Source organism: Nonomuraea sp. bgisy101 (assembly GCF_057708945.1).
Genome location: NZ_JBYITD010000031.1, coordinates 101,117 through 117,960, shown reverse-complemented (window position 1 = coordinate 117,960; position 16,844 = coordinate 101,117). Strand labels below are relative to the sequence as shown.

The 16,844-nt window shown below is 70.1% G+C and carries 16 protein-coding genes; 10 read left to right on the top strand and 6 right to left on the bottom strand.

The window, feature by feature from the left end:
* Nucleotides 1–74: 74 nt before the first annotated feature.
* From AC3EO4_RS42295 to AC3EO4_RS42265, 7 genes are all read left to right on the top strand, one after another.
* On the top strand, nucleotides 75–680 hold the full coding sequence (locus AC3EO4_RS42295; RefSeq protein ID WP_358135132.1) for a sigma-70 family RNA polymerase sigma factor: 606 nt from the start codon (nucleotides 75–77) through the stop codon (nucleotides 678–680).
* Nucleotides 677–943, top strand: a complete 267-nt coding sequence (gene rsrA, locus AC3EO4_RS42290) for a mycothiol system anti-sigma-R factor (protein WP_379576302.1) — start codon at nucleotides 677–679, stop codon at nucleotides 941–943. Before AC3EO4_RS42295 ends, rsrA begins: the two co-directional genes overlap by 4 nt.
* A 10-nt stretch (nucleotides 944–953) precedes the next feature.
* On the top strand, nucleotides 954–1,877 hold the full coding sequence (locus AC3EO4_RS42285; RefSeq protein ID WP_431901253.1) for an NAD-dependent epimerase/dehydratase family protein: 924 nt from the start codon (nucleotides 954–956) through the stop codon (nucleotides 1,875–1,877).
* A 179-nt stretch (nucleotides 1,878–2,056) separates the two neighbouring features.
* A complete protein-coding gene (locus tag AC3EO4_RS42280; RefSeq protein ID WP_379576300.1) occupies nucleotides 2,057–3,409 on the top strand; it encodes an HD-GYP domain-containing protein in 1,353 nt (450 codons plus the stop codon).
* A 433-nt stretch (nucleotides 3,410–3,842) separates the two neighbouring features.
* Nucleotides 3,843–5,108 carry an HD-GYP domain-containing protein gene (locus AC3EO4_RS42275; RefSeq protein ID WP_379576299.1) on the top strand — a complete coding sequence of 422 codons (1,266 nt, stop codon included), beginning with the start codon at nucleotides 3,843–3,845 and terminating at the stop codon, nucleotides 5,106–5,108.
* A 244-nt stretch (nucleotides 5,109–5,352) separates the two neighbouring features.
* Nucleotides 5,353–6,708 (top strand): acetyl-CoA carboxylase biotin carboxylase subunit, encoded by a 1,356-nt coding sequence (locus AC3EO4_RS42270; protein ID WP_379576298.1) that lies wholly within the window; start codon nucleotides 5,353–5,355, stop codon nucleotides 6,706–6,708.
* A 38-nt stretch (nucleotides 6,709–6,746) separates the two neighbouring features.
* Nucleotides 6,747–6,956 carry a biotin/lipoyl-binding carrier protein gene (locus AC3EO4_RS42265; protein ID WP_379576297.1) on the top strand — a complete coding sequence of 70 codons (210 nt, stop codon included), beginning with the start codon at nucleotides 6,747–6,749 and terminating at the stop codon, nucleotides 6,954–6,956.
* Here the strand turns inward: AC3EO4_RS42265 and AC3EO4_RS42260 are convergent.
* On the bottom strand, nucleotides 6,946–7,344 hold the full coding sequence (locus tag AC3EO4_RS42260) for a thioesterase family protein (RefSeq protein WP_431901249.1): 399 nt from the start codon (nucleotides 7,342–7,344) through the stop codon (nucleotides 6,946–6,948). The genes AC3EO4_RS42265 and AC3EO4_RS42260 overlap by 11 nt on opposite strands.
* 231 nt (nucleotides 7,345–7,575) lie before the next feature.
* On the opposite strand from AC3EO4_RS42260, the gene AC3EO4_RS42255 reads away from it, so the two are divergent.
* Nucleotides 7,576–9,183: a serine/threonine-protein kinase gene (locus AC3EO4_RS42255; RefSeq protein ID WP_431901246.1), complete on the top strand. Its 1,608-nt coding sequence runs from the start codon at nucleotides 7,576–7,578 to the stop codon at nucleotides 9,181–9,183.
* 4 nt (nucleotides 9,184–9,187) lie between these two features.
* On the opposite strand, the gene AC3EO4_RS42250 is transcribed toward AC3EO4_RS42255, so the two are convergent.
* Nucleotides 9,188–10,834 (bottom strand): acetolactate synthase, encoded by a 1,647-nt coding sequence (locus AC3EO4_RS42250; RefSeq protein ID WP_431901244.1) that lies wholly within the window; start codon nucleotides 10,832–10,834, stop codon nucleotides 9,188–9,190.
* Nucleotides 10,835–10,879: 45 nt separating this feature from the next.
* Nucleotides 10,880–11,653 carry an SAM-dependent methyltransferase gene (locus tag AC3EO4_RS42245; RefSeq protein ID WP_431901241.1) on the bottom strand — a complete coding sequence of 258 codons (774 nt, stop codon included), beginning with the start codon at nucleotides 11,651–11,653 and terminating at the stop codon, nucleotides 10,880–10,882.
* 157 nt (nucleotides 11,654–11,810) lie between these two features.
* On the opposite strand from AC3EO4_RS42245, the gene AC3EO4_RS42240 reads away from it, so the two are divergent.
* Nucleotides 11,811–12,416 carry a hypothetical protein gene (locus tag AC3EO4_RS42240; RefSeq protein ID WP_431901238.1) on the top strand — a complete coding sequence of 202 codons (606 nt, stop codon included), beginning with the start codon at nucleotides 11,811–11,813 and terminating at the stop codon, nucleotides 12,414–12,416.
* A 66-nt stretch (nucleotides 12,417–12,482) separates the two neighbouring features.
* Here AC3EO4_RS42240 and AC3EO4_RS42235 read toward each other — a convergent pair whose 3' ends face one another.
* Nucleotides 12,483–13,202 (bottom strand): GntR family transcriptional regulator, encoded by a 720-nt coding sequence (locus AC3EO4_RS42235; RefSeq protein ID WP_354921679.1) that lies wholly within the window; start codon nucleotides 13,200–13,202, stop codon nucleotides 12,483–12,485.
* A 356-nt stretch (nucleotides 13,203–13,558) separates the two neighbouring features.
* Between AC3EO4_RS42235 and AC3EO4_RS42230 the strand changes: the two genes are divergently transcribed.
* Nucleotides 13,559–15,079, top strand: coding sequence for a sensor histidine kinase (locus tag AC3EO4_RS42230; protein WP_431901235.1), 1,521 nt, complete (start codon nucleotides 13,559–13,561; stop codon nucleotides 15,077–15,079).
* A gap of 204 nt (nucleotides 15,080–15,283) precedes the next feature.
* On the opposite strand, the gene AC3EO4_RS42225 is transcribed toward AC3EO4_RS42230, so the two are convergent.
* Nucleotides 15,284–15,538 (bottom strand): WhiB family transcriptional regulator, encoded by a 255-nt coding sequence (locus AC3EO4_RS42225; protein ID WP_358135037.1) that lies wholly within the window; start codon nucleotides 15,536–15,538, stop codon nucleotides 15,284–15,286.
* A 278-nt stretch (nucleotides 15,539–15,816) separates the two neighbouring features.
* The gene (locus AC3EO4_RS42220; protein WP_379576290.1) at nucleotides 15,817–16,758 is read right to left on the bottom strand and encodes a diacylglycerol/lipid kinase family protein; all 942 of its coding nucleotides are present in this window, start codon (nucleotides 16,756–16,758) and stop codon (nucleotides 15,817–15,819) included.
* Nucleotides 16,759–16,844 lie beyond the last annotated feature (86 nt).

Sequence of the window (16,844 nt, the reverse complement as noted above, 5' to 3'; positions counted from 1 at the left end):
CGGTCGTTGACGAGCGGGTATCCTCCCTGAAGTACGGTGTTCCGCCACAGCAGGCCACCGGCGATCTTAGGGGGGTGGGTCCGGTGCCCGCGACAGGCACGGAGACTCTGGAGCAGCGCAGCGAGCGGTTCGAGCGTGACGTCATGCCGTACCTCGACCAGCTCTACTCCGCCGCGCTTCGGATGACCCGCAACCCGGCCGATGCGGAGGACCTGCTCCAGGAGACCTTCGCCAAGGCGTTCGCGTCCTTCCACCAGTTCCAGGAAGGCACCAACCTCAAGGCCTGGCTCTACCGCATCCTGACCAACACCTTCATCAACAGCTACCGCAAGAAGCAGCGGGAGCCGAAGCAGTCGGGAACCGAGGAGATCGAGGACTGGCAGCTCGCGCGCGCCGAGTCCCACACCTCGAGCGGGCTGAAGTCGGCCGAGATCGAGGCGCTCGAGCACCTGCCCGACGGCGACATCAAGGAAGCGCTCGCCGCGCTCCCCGAGGAGTTCAGGATCGCGGTCTACCTGGCCGACGTCGAGGGCTTCCCGTACAAGGAGATCGCCGACATCATGGGCACTCCCATCGGCACGGTGATGTCGAGGCTCCACCGCGGCCGCAGGCAGTTGCGGACGCATCTCGAGGACTACGCACGCGAGCGTGGCCTGGTCCCGGCGGAGGGATCCAAATGAGCTGTGGCGAACCGCACGACAAGGACTGTCGCGAGGTACTCGAGAAGGTCTACGCCTACCTCGACGGCGAGCTCGGCGAGGGCGAGACCTTCGACATCACGGTGCACCTCGACGAGTGCAGCCCGTGCCTGCAGGAGTACGACCTCGACAAGGCGGTGAAGGCGCTGGTCGCCAAGCACTGCGGTTGTGATCCGGTCCCCGACGACCTGCGCTCGAAGGTTCTCGACCGCATCGCCAGAGTGCGCGCGGAGCTGGCCGACTAGCATGGCGCGCATGCGCGTGCTGGTCACCGGAGGCGCCGGTTTCATCGGGTCCCATCTCGTCGACGCCCTCCTGAAGCAGGGACACGAGGTCACGGTCGTCGACGACCTGTCCTCGGGACGTCGCGACAACGTGAGCGAGGGCGCGCCGCTGCACGTCCTCGACGTCAGGGACCCCGCGCTGGTCGAGCTGGCCGCCGCGTGGCGGCCCGAGGTCATCTGCCACCTGGCGGCGCAGATCAGCGTGCGCGCGAGCGTGGCCGACCCCGTCCACGACGCGCGCGTCAACGTCGAGGGCACCGCCCGCGTGCTCACCGCCGCCCACCGCGGCGGCACGCGCAAGGTCGTCTTCGCCTCCTCCGTCGCGGTGTACGGCAGGCCGCAGACCATCCCCGTCCCCGGCGACGCGGCCACCGACCCGCGCTCGCCGTACGCGGCGAGCAAACTCAGCGCCGAGACCTACCTGGCCTCCTTCAAGGCGCTGCACGGCATCGACTACACCACGCTCGTGCTGTCGAACGTCTACGGCCCGCGCCAGTCGCCCGAGGGCGAGGCGGGCGTCGTGGCCATCTTCACCGACGCGCTGCTGTCGGGCGCGCCCACCCTCCTGTACGGCGACGGCGACCAGACCCGCGACTACGTCTACGTCGAGGACGTCGTCGACGGCTTCGTCATGGCCTGCGGCCCGGCCGGCGGCGGCAGGCGCTTCAACCTCGGCACCGGCATCCAGACGACCGACCGCCATCTGCACACGCTCGTCGCCGCCGCGGCGGGCGCGCCCGACAGGCCCGGATTCGCGCCTGCTCGCCTCGGCGACCTGCCCGCGATGGCCGTCGACCCGCTGCCGGCGTTCGAGGGGCTCGGGTGGCAGCCGCGCACCGAGCTGACCACCGGCCTGAAGGCGACGGTGGAGTGGGCGCGGAGTCGCCGCAGGTAGTTGCTTGATTACGCTTTGCTTGCGATTCACGAGTCGGGTCCCTGCCGCTGGGCGACTTCTGTAGCGTGAGCCCCATGCGCATGTTGACAGCACTGGTCGCCCCGGCGATATCCCTGGTCTGTGGCGGTGAGGCCGCCCCTCCAGGTGTCTCCTGGACCTGATCGCCCTGGGGGGCCGCAATGCGTGGACTGCCGTGGCCTGCGAAGGTCTATCTGGTCGTCGTCATCGGGGCGGCGGCCGCTCTGGTCGGGCACAGCCTGGTCACAGGAGCTCTCTTCAGGTCGGGCGAATACGGCACGCTGCTGGTGCTCGCGCTGCTCTTCCTGGTGTGCGAGTCGATGCCGACGCTGCTCAACGTCGAGCAGTTCGCCGTCTCGGTGAGCTTCTCCGCCGCGCTGGCCGCGGTGGTGCTGGTGGGCCCCGACGGCGCCGCGCTGGTGGGGCTGACGGCGGTGCTGAGCGTACGGCCCGGCCTGCCGCTGGTGAAACGGCTGTTCAACGGGGCGCAGTTCGCGATCTGCGGCTACGTGTCCGGAATGGCCTACCTCTTCTTCGGCGGCGTGCCGAAAGTCCCCATGGTCAACGACTTCGAGGCGCTGATCGGCCCCTACGCGGCGGCCGCCGCGCTGTTCGTCCCGCTCAACATCGTGCTGACGCTCACGATGGTATGGCTGGCGACCCAGGTACGGGCCGAGGAGCTGCCGGTCAGCGGCATGACCCAGTTCCTGCTGTCCTACTTCGGCTACGCCACCTTCGGGCTGCTGGTGGCGGGCCTGTGGGCGACCGTGCAGTCGATCTCGGCCGTCCTGGTGCTGCTGCCGCTCTTCGTCGCCCGATGGGCCTTCGGGCAGTACCACGCCCAGCAGCGATCCTACGACGCGACGATCGCGGCGCTGTGCCAGGCCGTCGAGACCAAGGACTACTACACCCGCGGCCACTGCACGCGCGTGTCGCTGGCCTCCACGATGATCGCCCAGGAGATCGGGATGGGGGTGGAGCGGCTGCGCGCCATCCGCTACGCGGGCATGCTCCACGACGTGGGCAAGCTCGGCGTGCCGACGAAGGTGCTGCAGAAGGACGGGCCGCTGACCGAGGAGGAGTTCGCGGCGATCCAGCTGCACCCGATGCGGGGGCTGGAGATCGTGCGCGGGATCGACTTCCTCGACGAGGCGTTCGCGGGCATCATGCACCACCACGAGCGGCATGACGGACGGGGCTACCCGATGGGGCTCGCCGGTGACGAGATCCCCGAGTTCGCGCGGGTCATCGCGGTGGCCGACGCGTTCGACTCGATGACGTCCGACCGGTCGTACCGGGGGGCTCGGCCGGTCGAGGTGGCGGTGGCCGAGCTGCGCAAGGGGGCGGGGACGCAGTTCGACCCCGTGATGGTGGCGGCGTTCGTGAAGGCGCTGGAGCGCGCGCCATGGCAGCCGCCGCGCACGGTGTCGCCGCCCCCGGCGGACGCGACGGAGACGACGACCAAGGACCACGACGACCCGACCATGCCGATCGAAGTGGTGGGCGGACCATGATGGTTTGTCCGCCTCCGCGGGTGCCTCCCTCGCGTCCGCGGGGTAGGACGTCGGCGCGGGGTTCCCGGAAGACGGGCGGGCACGTGTCGCCCGAGGTCGCCCGGGGCCTGGCGGCCGGCCGGTGGCCGGGGGTCTTGCGGGGGGTGGACGTGACCGGAACGCGGCGGTGGCCGGGATTCTCACGGGTGACGCGCGGGCGGGCGTCGCCGCAGGCGACTCAAGAAGCGGTCGTGCGCGGACGGGCGTCGGCGAAGGCGACTCAAGGAACGGTCGTGCGCGGGCGGGCGTCGGCGGAGTCGACTCAAGGAACGGTCGTGCGCGGGCGGGCGTCGGCGGAGGCGACTCGGGGGAGCGCGCGGGTGGCGGAGACGTCCAGGGGAGCGGTCGCGGGCGGGCGGGCCGACGCTCCAGGTGGCGTTTCCGGGGGGATGCGGTGAACCGGGTCTTCCAGGGGCTCGACTCAGGACAGCTGCTGCTGATCGCGGCCGCGGGCCTGGTGGCCGTCGCGGGCGTGGCGCACACCGCAGCCGTCGGACTCGTCAGGCCCGACATCGCGGTCGGGTTCGGGGCGCTGATCGCCATCGGCGAGCTCGCCAGGCTGACAATGCCGGGCAACAGGGAGGTGGCGCCGATCGGCGCGGCCGCCGCCCTCGGCTACACGCTGCTGCTCGACGTCAGCAACGTCCCGCTCGACCACACCGCCCTGCAGGTGGTCGCGGTCATCGCCGTCGGGATGATCGCCGGCGCGCTGCCGCACCTGGCGGTGGGCCGCCCGCCCAGGCTGGACGCGATGGCCAGGCGGCTGCTCACCGGGGCGCTGCTCGCGTTCGCCTTCAGACCGCTGGCCGGCACCCTCTTCACGCTCACCCAGCCGGAGACCAGGACCTGGTGGCCCGCGCTCGTCGTGATGGTGGTGCTGATCGCGGTCGCCCTCCTGGCCGACGTGCTGATCGCGGCCATGCTCAGGGCCGAGCAGGTGCGCACCGCGTTCGAGGTCGCCGTCAGGGACGAGCTGAGGATGGCGTTCCCACTGGGTGCCGCCGTGGCGGCCTCAGGGGTGCTGCTCGCCCTCGCCTGCCACAGCATGGACCTGATGGCGCTGCTGGTGTTCGCCGCGCCCCTGCTGGTCACTCAGGTGGCCTTCCGCAAGTACGCGGGCATCAGGGCCACCTACCTGCAGACCGTGCGGGCGCTGTCGAGGGTGACCGAGGTCGGCGGATACGTCGAGCCAGGCCACTCGCGCAGGGTCAGCAGGCTGTCGGTGGCGATCGGCAGGGAGCTGGGCATGGCCGAGCCCGAGCTGCTGGAGCTCGAGTACGCGGCGCTGATGCACGACATCGGGCAGCTGTCCCTGCGCGACCCCATTCCCGGCGGGGCGACCGTGCTCACCGATCCCGAGCAGGCCAGGCGCATCGCCGAGCTGGGCGCCGAGGTGATCAAGCAGACGGGTGTGCTCGACAGGGTGGCCGAGCTGGTCAGGCGGCAGTGCGACTCGATGGCCGAGGAGCCGCCGCGGTCCAGCCGTATCATCAAGGCCGCCAACGCCTACGACGACCTCGTCGGCGGCTCGACCGACCGCGACCGCGCGGGAGCCGCTTTAGAACGGCTCAGGCTCGGTATCGGCGGCGAGTACGACCCCGACGTGATCGAGGCGATGGCACGCGTGGTCGACCGGCTCGCGCCCGTGCACCGGCTGTGACGGGCCGGTTCGCGTCTGTGCGTCGGTTGTGACGGTGGGCGTGGTGGACCGGTTCGCGTCTGTGCGTCGGTTGTGACGGTGGGCGTGGTCGACTGGTTGGCGTCTGTGCGTCGGCTCTAAGGCCGAAGTGGAAATACCGCGTTTCGTCCCGCCCACTTTTGTGGGCTTCCTACAAGACGGGCTGGGCGGATCGGTGGTTTCGGGGGAAAGGGATCTCGCTCGAGGCGGCCATATGGTGGGCGTCGTGCTTAATGAGACGCTCGGAACCGTCCTGATCGCCAACCGAGGGGAGATCGCGAGGCGGATCATCCGCACCGTCCAGCGGTTGGGCCTGCGCGCCGTCGCCGTGCACTCCGAGGCCGACGCGGACCTGCCGTTCGTTCACGAGGCCGACGAGGCCGTGCTGCTCGGCCCCGCCAACCCGGCGCAGAGCTACCTCGACGCCGACAAGGTGCTCGAGGCCGCGCGAGCGACCGGCGCGAAGGCGATCCACCCCGGTTACGGGTTCCTCGCGGAGAACGCCGCGTTCGCCAGAGCCGTCGTCGAGGCGGGCCTGATCTGGATCGGTCCTGCTCCCGAGGCCATCGAGCGGATGGGCGACAAGATCAACGCCCGTAACCTGATGGAGGAGGCGGGCGTGCCGGTCGCCGCGGGGACCCGCGAGCCGGTCACGGACCTCGACCAGGCGCGGGAGCAGGCCGGGCGGATCGGCTACCCGGTCATGGTGAAGACCGCGGGAGGCGGCGGCGGCATCGGCATGAGCGTCGCCCACGACGCCGAGGGCCTGGCCAAGGCGTTCGAGCAGGCCTCCAGGGCCGCGGCCCGCTTCTCCTCGGGCGACGAGGGCCCCGCGATCCTGCTCGAGCGCTACATCGCCCGCGCCCGCCACGTCGAGGTGCAGATCCTTGGCCTGCCCGACGGCACCGTGCTGGCGCTCGGCGAGCGCGACTGCTCGGTGCAGCGTCGCCACCAGAAGGTCGTGGAGGAGTCTCCCTCTCCCGGGATCACGCCCGAGCTGCGCGAGCGCATGCTGGCGGCGGCGGTCAAGGCGGGCGAGGCGGTCGGCTATCTCGGAGCGGGCACGGTCGAGTGCCTGGTCGACGCCGACAAGCAGGACTTCGTGTTCCTCGAGATGAACACCAGGCTCCAGGTGGAGCATCCCGTCACCGAACTCGTCACCGGGCTCGACCTGGTCGAGCTCCAGCTCAGGGTCGCCGCCGGCGAGAACCCGTCGGTCACCTCCGAGGTGAGGGGCCACGCCATCGAGTTCCGCGTCTACGCGGAGGACCCGAAGCGCTTCTTCCCCGGCCCCGGCGCGATCACCGTGTGGGAGGAGCCGTCCGGCCCCGGCATCCGCGTCGATTCCGGCTACGCTGCCGGCACCACGGTCACGCCGTTCTACGACCCGCTGATGGCCAAGCTCTGCGTGTACGGCGCCAGCCGTGCCGAGGCCATGGAGAAGGGCAGGGAAGCGGTGGAGTCGTTCAAGGTCGAAGGGCCGAAGAACAACCTGCCGTTCTGTGCCGAGCTGCTCGACCACGCCGAGTTCGTCAGCGGCGACTACGACACAGGCCTGGTCGGCCGCATGCGCGCCAAGTGAACGTGAAACAGTTGAGGCACTGAAAGAGGGGAGTTGCGGTGGCTGAGGTACACGCCGAGATGGTGGCGAACGTGTGGAAGGTCGTCGTCGCCGAGGGTGACACGGTCGAGGAGGGCGACACGCTCGTGATCCTCGAGTCCATGAAGATGGAGATCCCGGTGCTGGCCGAGGACGACGGCGTGGTCACGCTGAAGGTGGCCGAAGGCGACGTGGTGCAGGAAGGCGACCTGATCGCCGTCATCGGCTAGACGTACCGCCTGGCGCGAGCCGCCCGAGGAACCTTTCCCTGTCGACGACCACCCGCTCGATCGTGCCCTTCCCCACCAGCGTGGCGCGATCGTGGGCGGTGAAGCCGAACACCAGGCGCCTGCCGTCGACCGCGGTCAGCTCGGCGCTGATCTCGATGTGCGTGCCGACGGGGCTGGCGGCCAGGTGGTCGAGCTCCACCCGGGTGCCGACGGAGGTCTCGCCCGCTTCCAGATGCTCTCTGACCGCCTGGACGGTCGCCATCTCCGCCAGCGCGAGCAGTCGCGGCGTGGCCAGTACGGGCACGTCGCCACTGCCGATCTTGGTGGCGAGGTCCTCCCTCTCGACCATGATCAGCAACGAGGCGCGGAGACCTGGGGCGAGCGTCATGCGGCCAGCCTACTGAGATCACATCTCGGCTTTCGGGCAGACAGGATTCCGTCCGGGCCGCCAGGATAGGTTTGTACGGCTTGCGGCAATTTTGTGGTGACGGAATGGCGCAAGCCGTACACTTCTCAGAATTCCGTGACCTCTGCGTTACCTCGCCGCGATACAAATCCGCTTTGTTGGAGAACCCTGGGGTGGGAGAGGTTCCAGACGACAGGGGGTAACGGGGGAGACATGGTGGCCCAAGGGACGACGCTGGCGGGGCGATATCGCCTGGATACCCGCATCGGCGCCGGCGGCATGGGCGAGGTGTGGCGTGGAGAGGACATCGTCCTCGCCCGCACCGTCGCCGTCAAGGTGCTGCTTCCGGGCCGCACGGACGACCCGGGTTTCGTCGCCCGCTTCCAGGGCGAGGCGAGGGCGATGGCGACGATCAACCATCCCGGTGTGGTCGACGTCTACGACTACGGGGTTCATCAGGTGGCGGGCGCGGGGGCGACCGTCTATCTGGTGATGAAGTTCGTCGACGGCGAGCCGCTCGACCGCTTACTGCAGCGCATGGGGCGCATCGCGCCCGAACCGGCCATGGAGCTGATCGCCCAGGCGGCGTCGGCGCTGCAGGCCGTACACGACCAGGGCATCGTGCATCGCGACGTCAAGCCGGGCAACCTGCTGGTGCAGCGCGACGGCACGCTGGTCCTGACCGACTTCGGGATCGCCCGCCAGGACGTGGCCAACCGGCTCACCGACGCGGGCATGGTGCTGGGCACCGCCGCCTACTGCGCGCCCGAGCAGGCCGAGGGCGCGCCGGTGACGCCCGCCGTCGACATCTACGCGCTCGGCGTGGTGGCCTACGAGTGCCTGGTGGGTGTGCGCCCGTTCGACGGCGACAGCCCCGTCACGATCGCGCTGAAGCACATCAGGGAGGCTCCGCCGCCGCTGCCCGCCGAGATCCCGCCCGCGGTGCGGGCGGTGGTGGAGCGTGCGCTGTCCAAGGACCCTGTGCGGCGCCATCCCAGCGGCGCGGCCATGGCGGCGGCCGCCAGGCAGGCCGCGCAGTCTCCCCATGCCCCCGGTTCGCCGCCTTCGCTGACGGACCTGTCGGTGGTGACGGGCGCGGTCGCCGCCGCGCCGTCGCCGGCCACGGGAGCGATCCAGCCGCCCGACCAGTCCACGGTCGCCACGCAGGGGTCGCGGCGCGGCGCCCGCAGGGCCGCCAAGGCCGCCAGGGCGGGCGGCGGCAGAGGTGTGCTGGTGGCGGGCATCGCCGCGGTGGCGGTGCTGGGCGTCGGAGCGGGCGCCGTCGCGCTCACCGGCATGGGCGACGAGAACGGAGGCACGACGGCGGTCACCACGTCGCCGGTCGCCGGCGGCACCAAGACGACCCCGAGCAAGACCTCGAAGTCGCCCAAGCCGCCCAGGCCCACAGAGCCGACCGAGGAGCCGGAGCCGACGCAGGAGGAGCCCCCCACCAGGACGCCTTCCACGCCGCCGACGACGAAGAGGGCCGTCGTCGAGCCCAGCGAGACGCCGACGCCGACGCACGTGAAGCAGCCGTTGGTGCCGAGCGTCCTCGACATGTACGTGGACCAGGCGACCAAGACGCTGGCGAAGGCGGGCTACAAGATTCGGGTCAAGGCCGTCATGGTGATGGAGCCGGACAGCTGCCCGAAGGTCTCGGCGCAGCTGCCCGAGGCGGGCAAGGCGCTGGCGAAGGGCATGACGGTGACCGTGTCGACGGTGAGCGACCAGTGCCCGCCGGGCAGGTCGCCCAGCCCCTCTCCGTCGCCGAGCCCGACGCCCGGCTCCGGTTCGCCCACGCCGACCAACGCCAAGCAGTAGCCGCTCAGACGCCCGTGGTGGTGCGCGGGTAGGCGACCTGCGGATCGGTGGCGATGTTCACCAGGTACGGCACGCCGGAGTCGAACGCGCGCCGCAGGGCGGGCCCGATCTCCGATGGCTTGGTGACCAGCTCGCCACCTCCGCCGAGCGCGGTCACGACCTGGTCGTAGCGCGTCTCGGGGCGCAGCTCGGCGGCCACGTCGTAGCCGTACAGCATCTGCATGGGGTGCTTCTCCAGGCCCCACATGCCGTTGTTGCCGCACACCATGACCACCGGCAGGTTGTGCCTGACGAGGGTGTCGACGTCCATCAGCGAGAAGCCCGCGGCGCCGTCGCCGAGCAGCAGCACCACCTGCGAGGAGGGGCGGGCCAGGCGGGCGGCGATGGAGTAGCCCAGCCCGGTGCCGAGGCAGCCGTAGGGGCCCGGGTCGAGCCAGTTGCCCGGCTGGCGGGGCTCGACGTACTTGCCCGCGTAGGAGACGAAGTCGCCGCCGTCCCCGATCACCACCGCGTCGTCGTCGAGGATCTTGCCCAGCTCGCCGTAGACGCGCATGGGGTGGATCGGGTCGGAGGAGGCCGACAGGAGCCCGGCGTCACCCGCGATGGCCGCTGCGGCCGCCTGGGAGAGCGTGTCGAGCCATGGCGCGTAGCGGGAGGGCTTCACCCCCGCGTCGCCACAGGCCGTGCCGAGGCTCCAGAACACCAGCGACAGGTCGCCCGCGGCGGAGGCGGCGGGCTTCATGTGGGTGGCCAGCTGCGAGGGGGCGTCGGCGAGATGGACGACGCGGGCCGGCGGCGCGCCCTCCTTGCCGCCGAACCAGCCGTAGCCGAGGCGGAAGTCCAGCGGGGTGCCGATGACGATCACCAGGTCGGCCTGGCCGAAGGCGAGGCCGCGGGCGCGGGTGACCAGTAGCTCGTGCCCCGCGGGCAGGATGCCGCGGCCCTGGCCGTTGGGGATGACGGGCAGCCGCCACGCCTCCACGAAGTCGCGGGCCGCCTCCTCGGCGCGGTCCATCCACACGTCGGAGCCGAGCACGACGACAGGGCGCTCGGCCTCGGCCAGCAGCGCCGCCACGCGGGCGACCGCGTCGGGGTCGGGCTCAAGCGGGGAGGGGGTCTGCGTCTGCGCCTGGTGCATCTCCGACGGGGAGAACAGGTGGTCCATGAAGAAGTCGACGAACACCGGGCCTCTGTGCGGGGCGATGGCCGTGCGGAAGGCGAGCTCGACGTCCTGGCCGATCGAGTCGGCCGCGGAGGCCGTGAACGACAGCTTGGTGATCGGCTCCAGCAGCGGAGGATGGTCCATCTCCTGCAGCGCCCCGCTGCCCCACCGCGACTGCGGTGCGCGCCCGCCCATGACCACGACGGGTGAGCCGTTGAAGTGCGCGGTCGCGATGCCGCTGACGCCGTTGGTGATACCGGGCCCCGCGGTGAGGACGGCGAGGCCGGGATTCCTGGTCAGCCTCGCCGTCGCCTCGGCGGCGAACACGGCGCTCTGTTCGTGCCTGACGTCGAGGATGCGCATGTCCTCGTGCACGGCGCCGTCGTAGAGGGGGAAGACGTGCCCGCCGGAGAGGGTGAACATGGTCTCGATGCCGTAGGCCTTGGCGACGGCGACAGCGGCGTCGCCAGCGTGCTTCGCAGACTCCATGGCCGGGAACCTACCAGCCAGTCACCGTTCCAAACAGGTGCGTGGTCAGGGCTTGCGTCCGACGGCGCCGTACCCGTCCACCTCGGGAGGCGTGATCCCCTCGGGACGCCACCTCGACACCGACACCAGTCCGGGCTCGACCAGCTCCAGTCCGTCGAAGAATCGGGCGATCTGTTCGGGACTGCGCTGGATGTACGGCAGTGCCCCGCTCTCGTTGTACTGCTGGTGCGCCTGCCTGTTGGCCTCGCTGTGCACGTTCGTGCCGTCGTTGAGTGCCAGGTAGCTGCCGGAGGGAAGCGCGTCGAGCAGCTTGCGGACGATCGACAGCGCCGTCTCGTCGTCGGCCACGTGGCCCATGATCCCGCTCAGGTTGAGCGCGATCGGCGCGTCGAAGTCGAGCGTCTTGGCGGCCGCGGTGAGGATCGCCTCCGGCTCGCGCACGTCGGCGTCGATGTAGTCGGTGGCGCCCTCTGGCGTGCCGGTCAGCAGGGCGCGGGCGTGGGCGAGGACGAGAGGGTCGTTGTCGACGTAGACGACGCGGGCCTCCGGCGCGATCCGCTGGGCGATCTGGTGGGTGTTGTCCGCCGTCGGCAGGCCCGTGCCGATGTCGAGGAAGTGCCTGACCCCGGCCTCGGCCGCCAGCCAGGTGATCGTCCGCCGCAGGAACGCCCTGGAGGCCCGCGCGCCCGCCGCCATGCCAGGGAAGATCTTCAGGAACTCCTCGCCGGCGATCCTGTCGACCTCGTAGTTGTCCTTGCCGCCGAGCCAGTAGTTCCAGATCCTGGCCGAGTGCGGCACGCTGGTGTCGATCTCACTCATCGCCCCAATGTAGCGATCAATAGTGTGAGAAAGCAGGACACGCGGGCCCGCGTGATCCGCACCTCTGGGCCCGGGAGAGCCGGCCCGCTCCGCCGAGGTGACGTGCCTGCTACCCATTCGTCACCAACTTCGTCCGGCGTCGTCGCGTCTATCAGGCATGGGGATGATGACGACGGGGGCGGCGGTCATGACCGCCGCGAGCATGCTGATGGGAAGCGCGGCCACGACGCTGCCGAAGGGCTTCCTGCTGTGGGAGAACAGGTCGAGCGGCTGGGACATCTGGGAGGTGTCGGACCGGGCGTCGACACCGCTCATGATCGACGCCTGCCATGACAGCTACTGGAACAAGCGGGGCGGCGTCGAGAAGGGGCGCGTCGCGGCCAGGACCATCTACCGGCAGCAGGAGATCGACCTCGGCGGCGAGCAGGTGGCGCTCTACCAGGACGAGTCGGGCGCCCGTGCCGCCATGGACGCGATGCGGGCCGAGCTGAAGAGGTGCGCGTCGCGGGGCGAGGGCATCGAGAAGATCACCTACTACAGCAAGCCGCTCAAGCTCGGCGACGAGGCCATCAGGGTGGGGGCCAGGTACTGGGAGGGCGGGCTCAGGCAGGTCGCGGTGCGCAGGGGCGCGGCGGTCATGGTCTACACGGAGACGGCGTGGCCGGCGCCTTCGCTGCCGATGAAGGAGTTCAAGACGTTGCTGGGGGACGCCAGGGAGATGGCAGGCAAGGTGTGCTGGCTACCCGAAGTCTCCTGCCAGTGACCCTGGTAAGGCATGGCCGCAGGGCGGGGGCCCTACGGCCATGCCTGCCGTACCGGGGCCGTCTCGTCAAGGACGGCGCAGGCGGGTGACGAACTTGTAGCGGTCGCCCCGGTAGAGGGACTGGGCCCACTCCACCGGGTTGCCGTCGGCGTCGAAGGCGTGCCTGGTGAGCAGCAGCATCGGCAGGCCCACGTCGACGCCCAGCATCTGCGCGTCGTACGGCGTCGCCAGGACGGTCTCGATGACCTCCTCGGCGTCCGTCAGCCGCACGTTGTAGGCGTTGTGCAGCGTCTCGTACAGCGACGAGTGCACCTCGAGCTCCCGCCGGAGCCTCGGGAAGCGGCGCGCCGACAGGTGGGTGGTGTCGATCGAGACGGGCTCGCCGTTGGCCAGGCGGAGCCGGTGGATGCGCAGCACCCTGCCGCCGGGGTTGATCGCCAGCCGCCTGGCCAGCGCCTCGTCGGCGGTGATGTAGCTGATGTCGAGGATCTTCGTGTCGGGCTCGAGCCCGGCGGTCCGCAGGTCGCCGATGTAGGAGGTGAGCTGCAGCACCTGGGCGACCTTCGGCTGGGCGACGAAGGTGCCCTTCCCCTGGATGCGTACCAGCCGGCCTTCCACCACCAGCTCGGTCAGCGCCTGGCGGACGGTCGTACGGGAGGTCTCGAAGCGAACGGCGAGGGTCCGCTCGGGCGGCAGCGAGCTGCCCGGCGTGAGGCTCTTGGTGAGCTCCAGCAGGCTCCGTTTGACGTCGTAGTACTTAGGTACGCGAGGGGACTCTTCTGTCACGCTCTCACCTTCACTCCAGCCACGGCGGTGAGGGCGTGTCTGATCACCGCGAGATCATCGGAACTCAGATTGGCCCGAGTGGTCAACCGCAGGCAAGAGTGGCTTGCGGGCACCCGGATCCGTTGGGCCCTCGCACGCGCATATATGGGCTGCTCGGGCTGATTGTGAAGGATATCCATGGCCGTGAGTGCGGTGACAACCGCCTCTGGTCTCGCACGCCGGATCAAGGCCTCGACCACTTTCCTGCGCTCCGCGGTGTGATGGTTCTCACAATGTGAGATGCCCCAAAAGCGCTGTAACCGCACTTTGCGCAGGGCGAGTTGGTTGTTGTGGCCGAAACCACGCATGATGCACTCGTGCCGACTCTCAGCGACCTCGTCGTCCGCCATACCGCGCTCGACGCGGCGGACCTCGACTGGCTGCACTCGCTGGTCTCCGACTGGCAACTGCTCGCCGACCTGTCGTTCGCCGACCTCATCCTTTGGGCTCCGCTGCTCGACCGCGGAAGCCAGGCCGGCGTACCCGCGGCGGAGTCCGACCAGCCGCGGGGCGACAGCGGATGGATCGCGATCGCGCAGATGCGGCCGACCACGGGACCCACCGTCTACCACGACGACATCGTCGGCAGCGTCGCCGCCAAGGGCGAGCGCAACCTCATCGACACCGCCTGGAACGAGCGGCGCATCTGCAGGGAGGGCGACCCCGACTGGTCCACGGGCGTGCCGGTCCGCGAGGAGACCATCCCGGTACGGCGGGCGATGCCCGACGGCGACGGCCGCTTCCTCGGCGTGATCCAGCGCTCGACGAACCTGTCGTCGGCCCGCACCCCCTCGCGCCTGGAGCTCACGTACCTGCAGAGCGCGTCCGACCTGGCGCAGATGGTGGCAGAGGGCCGCTTCCCGTTCTCCGGCGAGGAGCCGATCCTGGTCCGCTCGCCCCGCGTCGGCGACGGCCTGCTGCGGCTCGACCGCGCGGGCAGGGTGACCTACGCCTCGCCGAACGCCCTGTCGGCCTACCGCAGGCTGGGCTTGCACGCCGATCTGGTGGGCGCCGAGCTCGGCAGGCTGACTGCCGCGCTCTGCTACTCCGACGAGCCCATCAACGAAGACCTGATGATCGTGGCCAGTGGCCGCGCGGCCAAGGAGACCGAGGTCGAGTCGGGCGGCACGATCGTCCAGCTGCGGGCAATCCCGCTGATCGTCGGCGGCGGCCGCATCGGCGCCCTGGTGCTCATCCGCGACGTCACCGAGCTGCGGCGGCGCGAGCGCGAGCTGATGACGAAGGACGCGACGATCCGCGAGATCCACCACCGCGTCAAGAACAACCTGCAGACCGTCGCCGCCCTGCTGCGGCTGCAGGCGCGCCGCCTGCAGGTCCCCGAGGGCCGCGAGGCGCTCGAGGAGGCGGTACGGCGGGTCGGCTCGATCGCCATCGTCCACGAGACGCTGTCGATGGCGCCGGAGGAGTTCGCCGACTTCGACGAGATCGCCGACAGGGTCATCGCCATGGCGGGCGAGGTGTCGGCGCCCGAGGCGGCGGTGACGCCGCGCAGGGTCGGCACCTTCGGGGTCCTGCCGTCGCTCATCGCGACGCCGCTGGCGATGGCGCTGACCGAGCTGCTGCAGAACGCCCTGCAGCACGGGCGGCCCAGACGGCTCCAGGTGGTGGTGGAGGCGGGGGGCGACCGGCTCAACGTCGTGGTGTGGGACGACGGGCGCGGGCTGCCGGAGGACTTCGACCTGGACAACACGACCAGCCTCGGCCTGCAGATCGTCCGCACGCTGGTGGAGGGTGAGCTGTCGGGCAAGCTCTCGATCGAGCCGCGCGGAGGTGGGGGAACCGAGGTCACGCTGTCGATCCCGCTGCCCGCGTCGTGACCCGGGCGGACGGGCCGGGCGTCGTCCGGAGGCGCCTGCGACGGGCTCGGGCCCGGACGGCGGCCGAGGACAGAGGCCGTGAAAGACCGCGGTCCGCGCCCCGTCGTGCGGGGCGCGGACACTGGTCTCGCGTTCCGCGGCCCCTCGGGGCCGCGGGCCTGGCAGGAAAGACTCACTCGCCAGGCGTCATGGAGACGATGGGGTTCAGGCGGTGGCGCGAGCGCGGGCGCGGGCCGTGCGGCGCTTGAGGGCGCGACGCTCGTCCTCGCTGAGACCGCCCCACACACCGGCGTCCTGTCCGGATTCGAGGGCCCACTTCAGGCACGAGTCGACGGCCGAGCAGGAACGGCAGACCTGCTTGGCCTCCTCGATCTGCATCAGGGCCGGGCCCGTGTTGCCGATCGGGAAGAACAGCTCAGGGTCCACGTCACGGCAGGCAGCTCGGTGGCGCCAGTCCATGCGTCCACTCCTTCGTAGATGGAGCCGTCGCTAGCCGGCTCCGTGCGGTCTACTTTGTGAAGACTTTCACTAACTAGCGCGAGCCTTTACCCGAATCCTGGGTTGGACCCGGGGGTGTCCGCGCCGTCGCCGGTAGGAGCCTTGGGTGGTTTAAAGGTCCTACGTTCCGACGTCACTGATGAGACTTCCAGCCACGCTTAGTACACGCAAGAGGTTTGGGGCGAAGTTTTGGTGGATATGGATGTCGGATGCATCACACAATGACCGAATGTAACCGTCTAGACCAGTACTTGTAACGCGTTCGGGATAGACCGGAACGTTACGGACTCGCGTTCTCCGAGGTAGTCCCCGTCGAGCTGGAAGGCGACAGGGCGCTCCGCGGAGATCGTGAACTCGGGCTCGTCATGGAGCTGGACGAGGTGCCTGCCCTTCGGAAGGGTGTCACGCTCCGTGAGGATCTGATGGATGATCGAGGCCATCGACGGGAGGCCCATGCGCTGGAGCCCCAGCAGGTCGAGCCCGGTCTCGAAGCTCGCCCATGGAGTCGGCGAGACCGCCTGCGAGCCGACGTAGGTCCATGGAGTGGTGTTGCAGATGATCGCCATGAAGACGCCCTCGGCGGTCGGGATGCCGGGGCCCTTCACACTCATCGCGGCATGCCGCTTGTCCGTGGACAGATAGTGCCGCAGAGCGGTGTTCACATAGCGTGCGGGAGTCGCCTTGCGGCCGGCGCCACGAAGGCCCTCGACCGCGCGCACCACCTCGGCGTCGTAGCCGAGCCCCGAGCAGAAGGTGAAGTAGCGGCTCTGGTCGTCCCAGAGGGCCTGACCCAAACCCACCGACCTCTTGCGGCCCTCCTGCAGTGCCTCCAGCACCGCACCGGTCGCCTGGACAGGGTCGTTCGGCAGGCCCAGCGCGCGGGCGAAGACGTTCGCGCTGCCGCCGGGGATCACCAGGAGGGACGGGCGTTCGCCCTGGTCATGGCCTTCGCCTTCGAGCAGGCCGTTGACCGTCTCGTTCACCGTGCCGTCGCCGCCGAGCACCGCGACGGTGTCGTAGCCCTTGGCGTGCGCGGTGCTCGCCAGCGCTGCCGCGTGCCCTCGGTAGCCGGTCTCCTCGACCGTCAGGTCGACCGCCGCGCTGAGGGCGCGGATGAGCACGTCTCGCGTGCGGTGATTCGTCGTCGTGGCCTTGGGGTTGACCAGGAGCATCGCGCGCATACGGCCAGCGTAGCCAACGATCCATGTCCGTCTTGTCCATAAACGGTCACGGCTGACCAAGATGTCGGCTTGGGTGGCTTTCGTGC

Bases quoted from the DNA above. Each gene is read 5' to 3' on its own strand.
- AC3EO4_RS42280 (WP_379576300.1), top strand. From the start codon at position 2,057: ATGCGTGGACTGCCGTGGCCTGCGAAGGTCTATCTGGTCGTCGTCATC.
- AC3EO4_RS42245 (WP_431901241.1), bottom strand. From the start codon at position 11,653: ATGAGTGAGATCGACACCAGCGTGCCGCACTCGGCCAGGATCTGGAAC.
- AC3EO4_RS42255 (WP_431901246.1), top strand. From the start codon at position 7,576: ATGGTGGCCCAAGGGACGACGCTGGCGGGGCGATATCGCCTGGATACC.
- AC3EO4_RS42260 (WP_431901249.1), bottom strand. From the start codon at position 7,344: ATGACGCTCGCCCCAGGTCTCCGCGCCTCGTTGCTGATCATGGTCGAG.
- AC3EO4_RS42225 (WP_358135037.1), bottom strand. From the start codon at position 15,538: ATGGACTGGCGCCACCGAGCTGCCTGCCGTGACGTGGACCCTGAGCTG.
- AC3EO4_RS42240 (WP_431901238.1), top strand. From the start codon at position 11,811: ATGGGGATGATGACGACGGGGGCGGCGGTCATGACCGCCGCGAGCATG.
- AC3EO4_RS42220 (WP_379576290.1), bottom strand. From the start codon at position 16,758: ATGCGCGCGATGCTCCTGGTCAACCCCAAGGCCACGACGACGAATCAC.
- AC3EO4_RS42285 (WP_431901253.1), top strand. From the start codon at position 954: ATGCGCGTGCTGGTCACCGGAGGCGCCGGTTTCATCGGGTCCCATCTC.
- AC3EO4_RS42250 (WP_431901244.1), bottom strand. From the start codon at position 10,834: ATGGAGTCTGCGAAGCACGCTGGCGACGCCGCTGTCGCCGTCGCCAAG.
- rsrA (WP_379576302.1), top strand. From the start codon at position 677: ATGAGCTGTGGCGAACCGCACGACAAGGACTGTCGCGAGGTACTCGAG.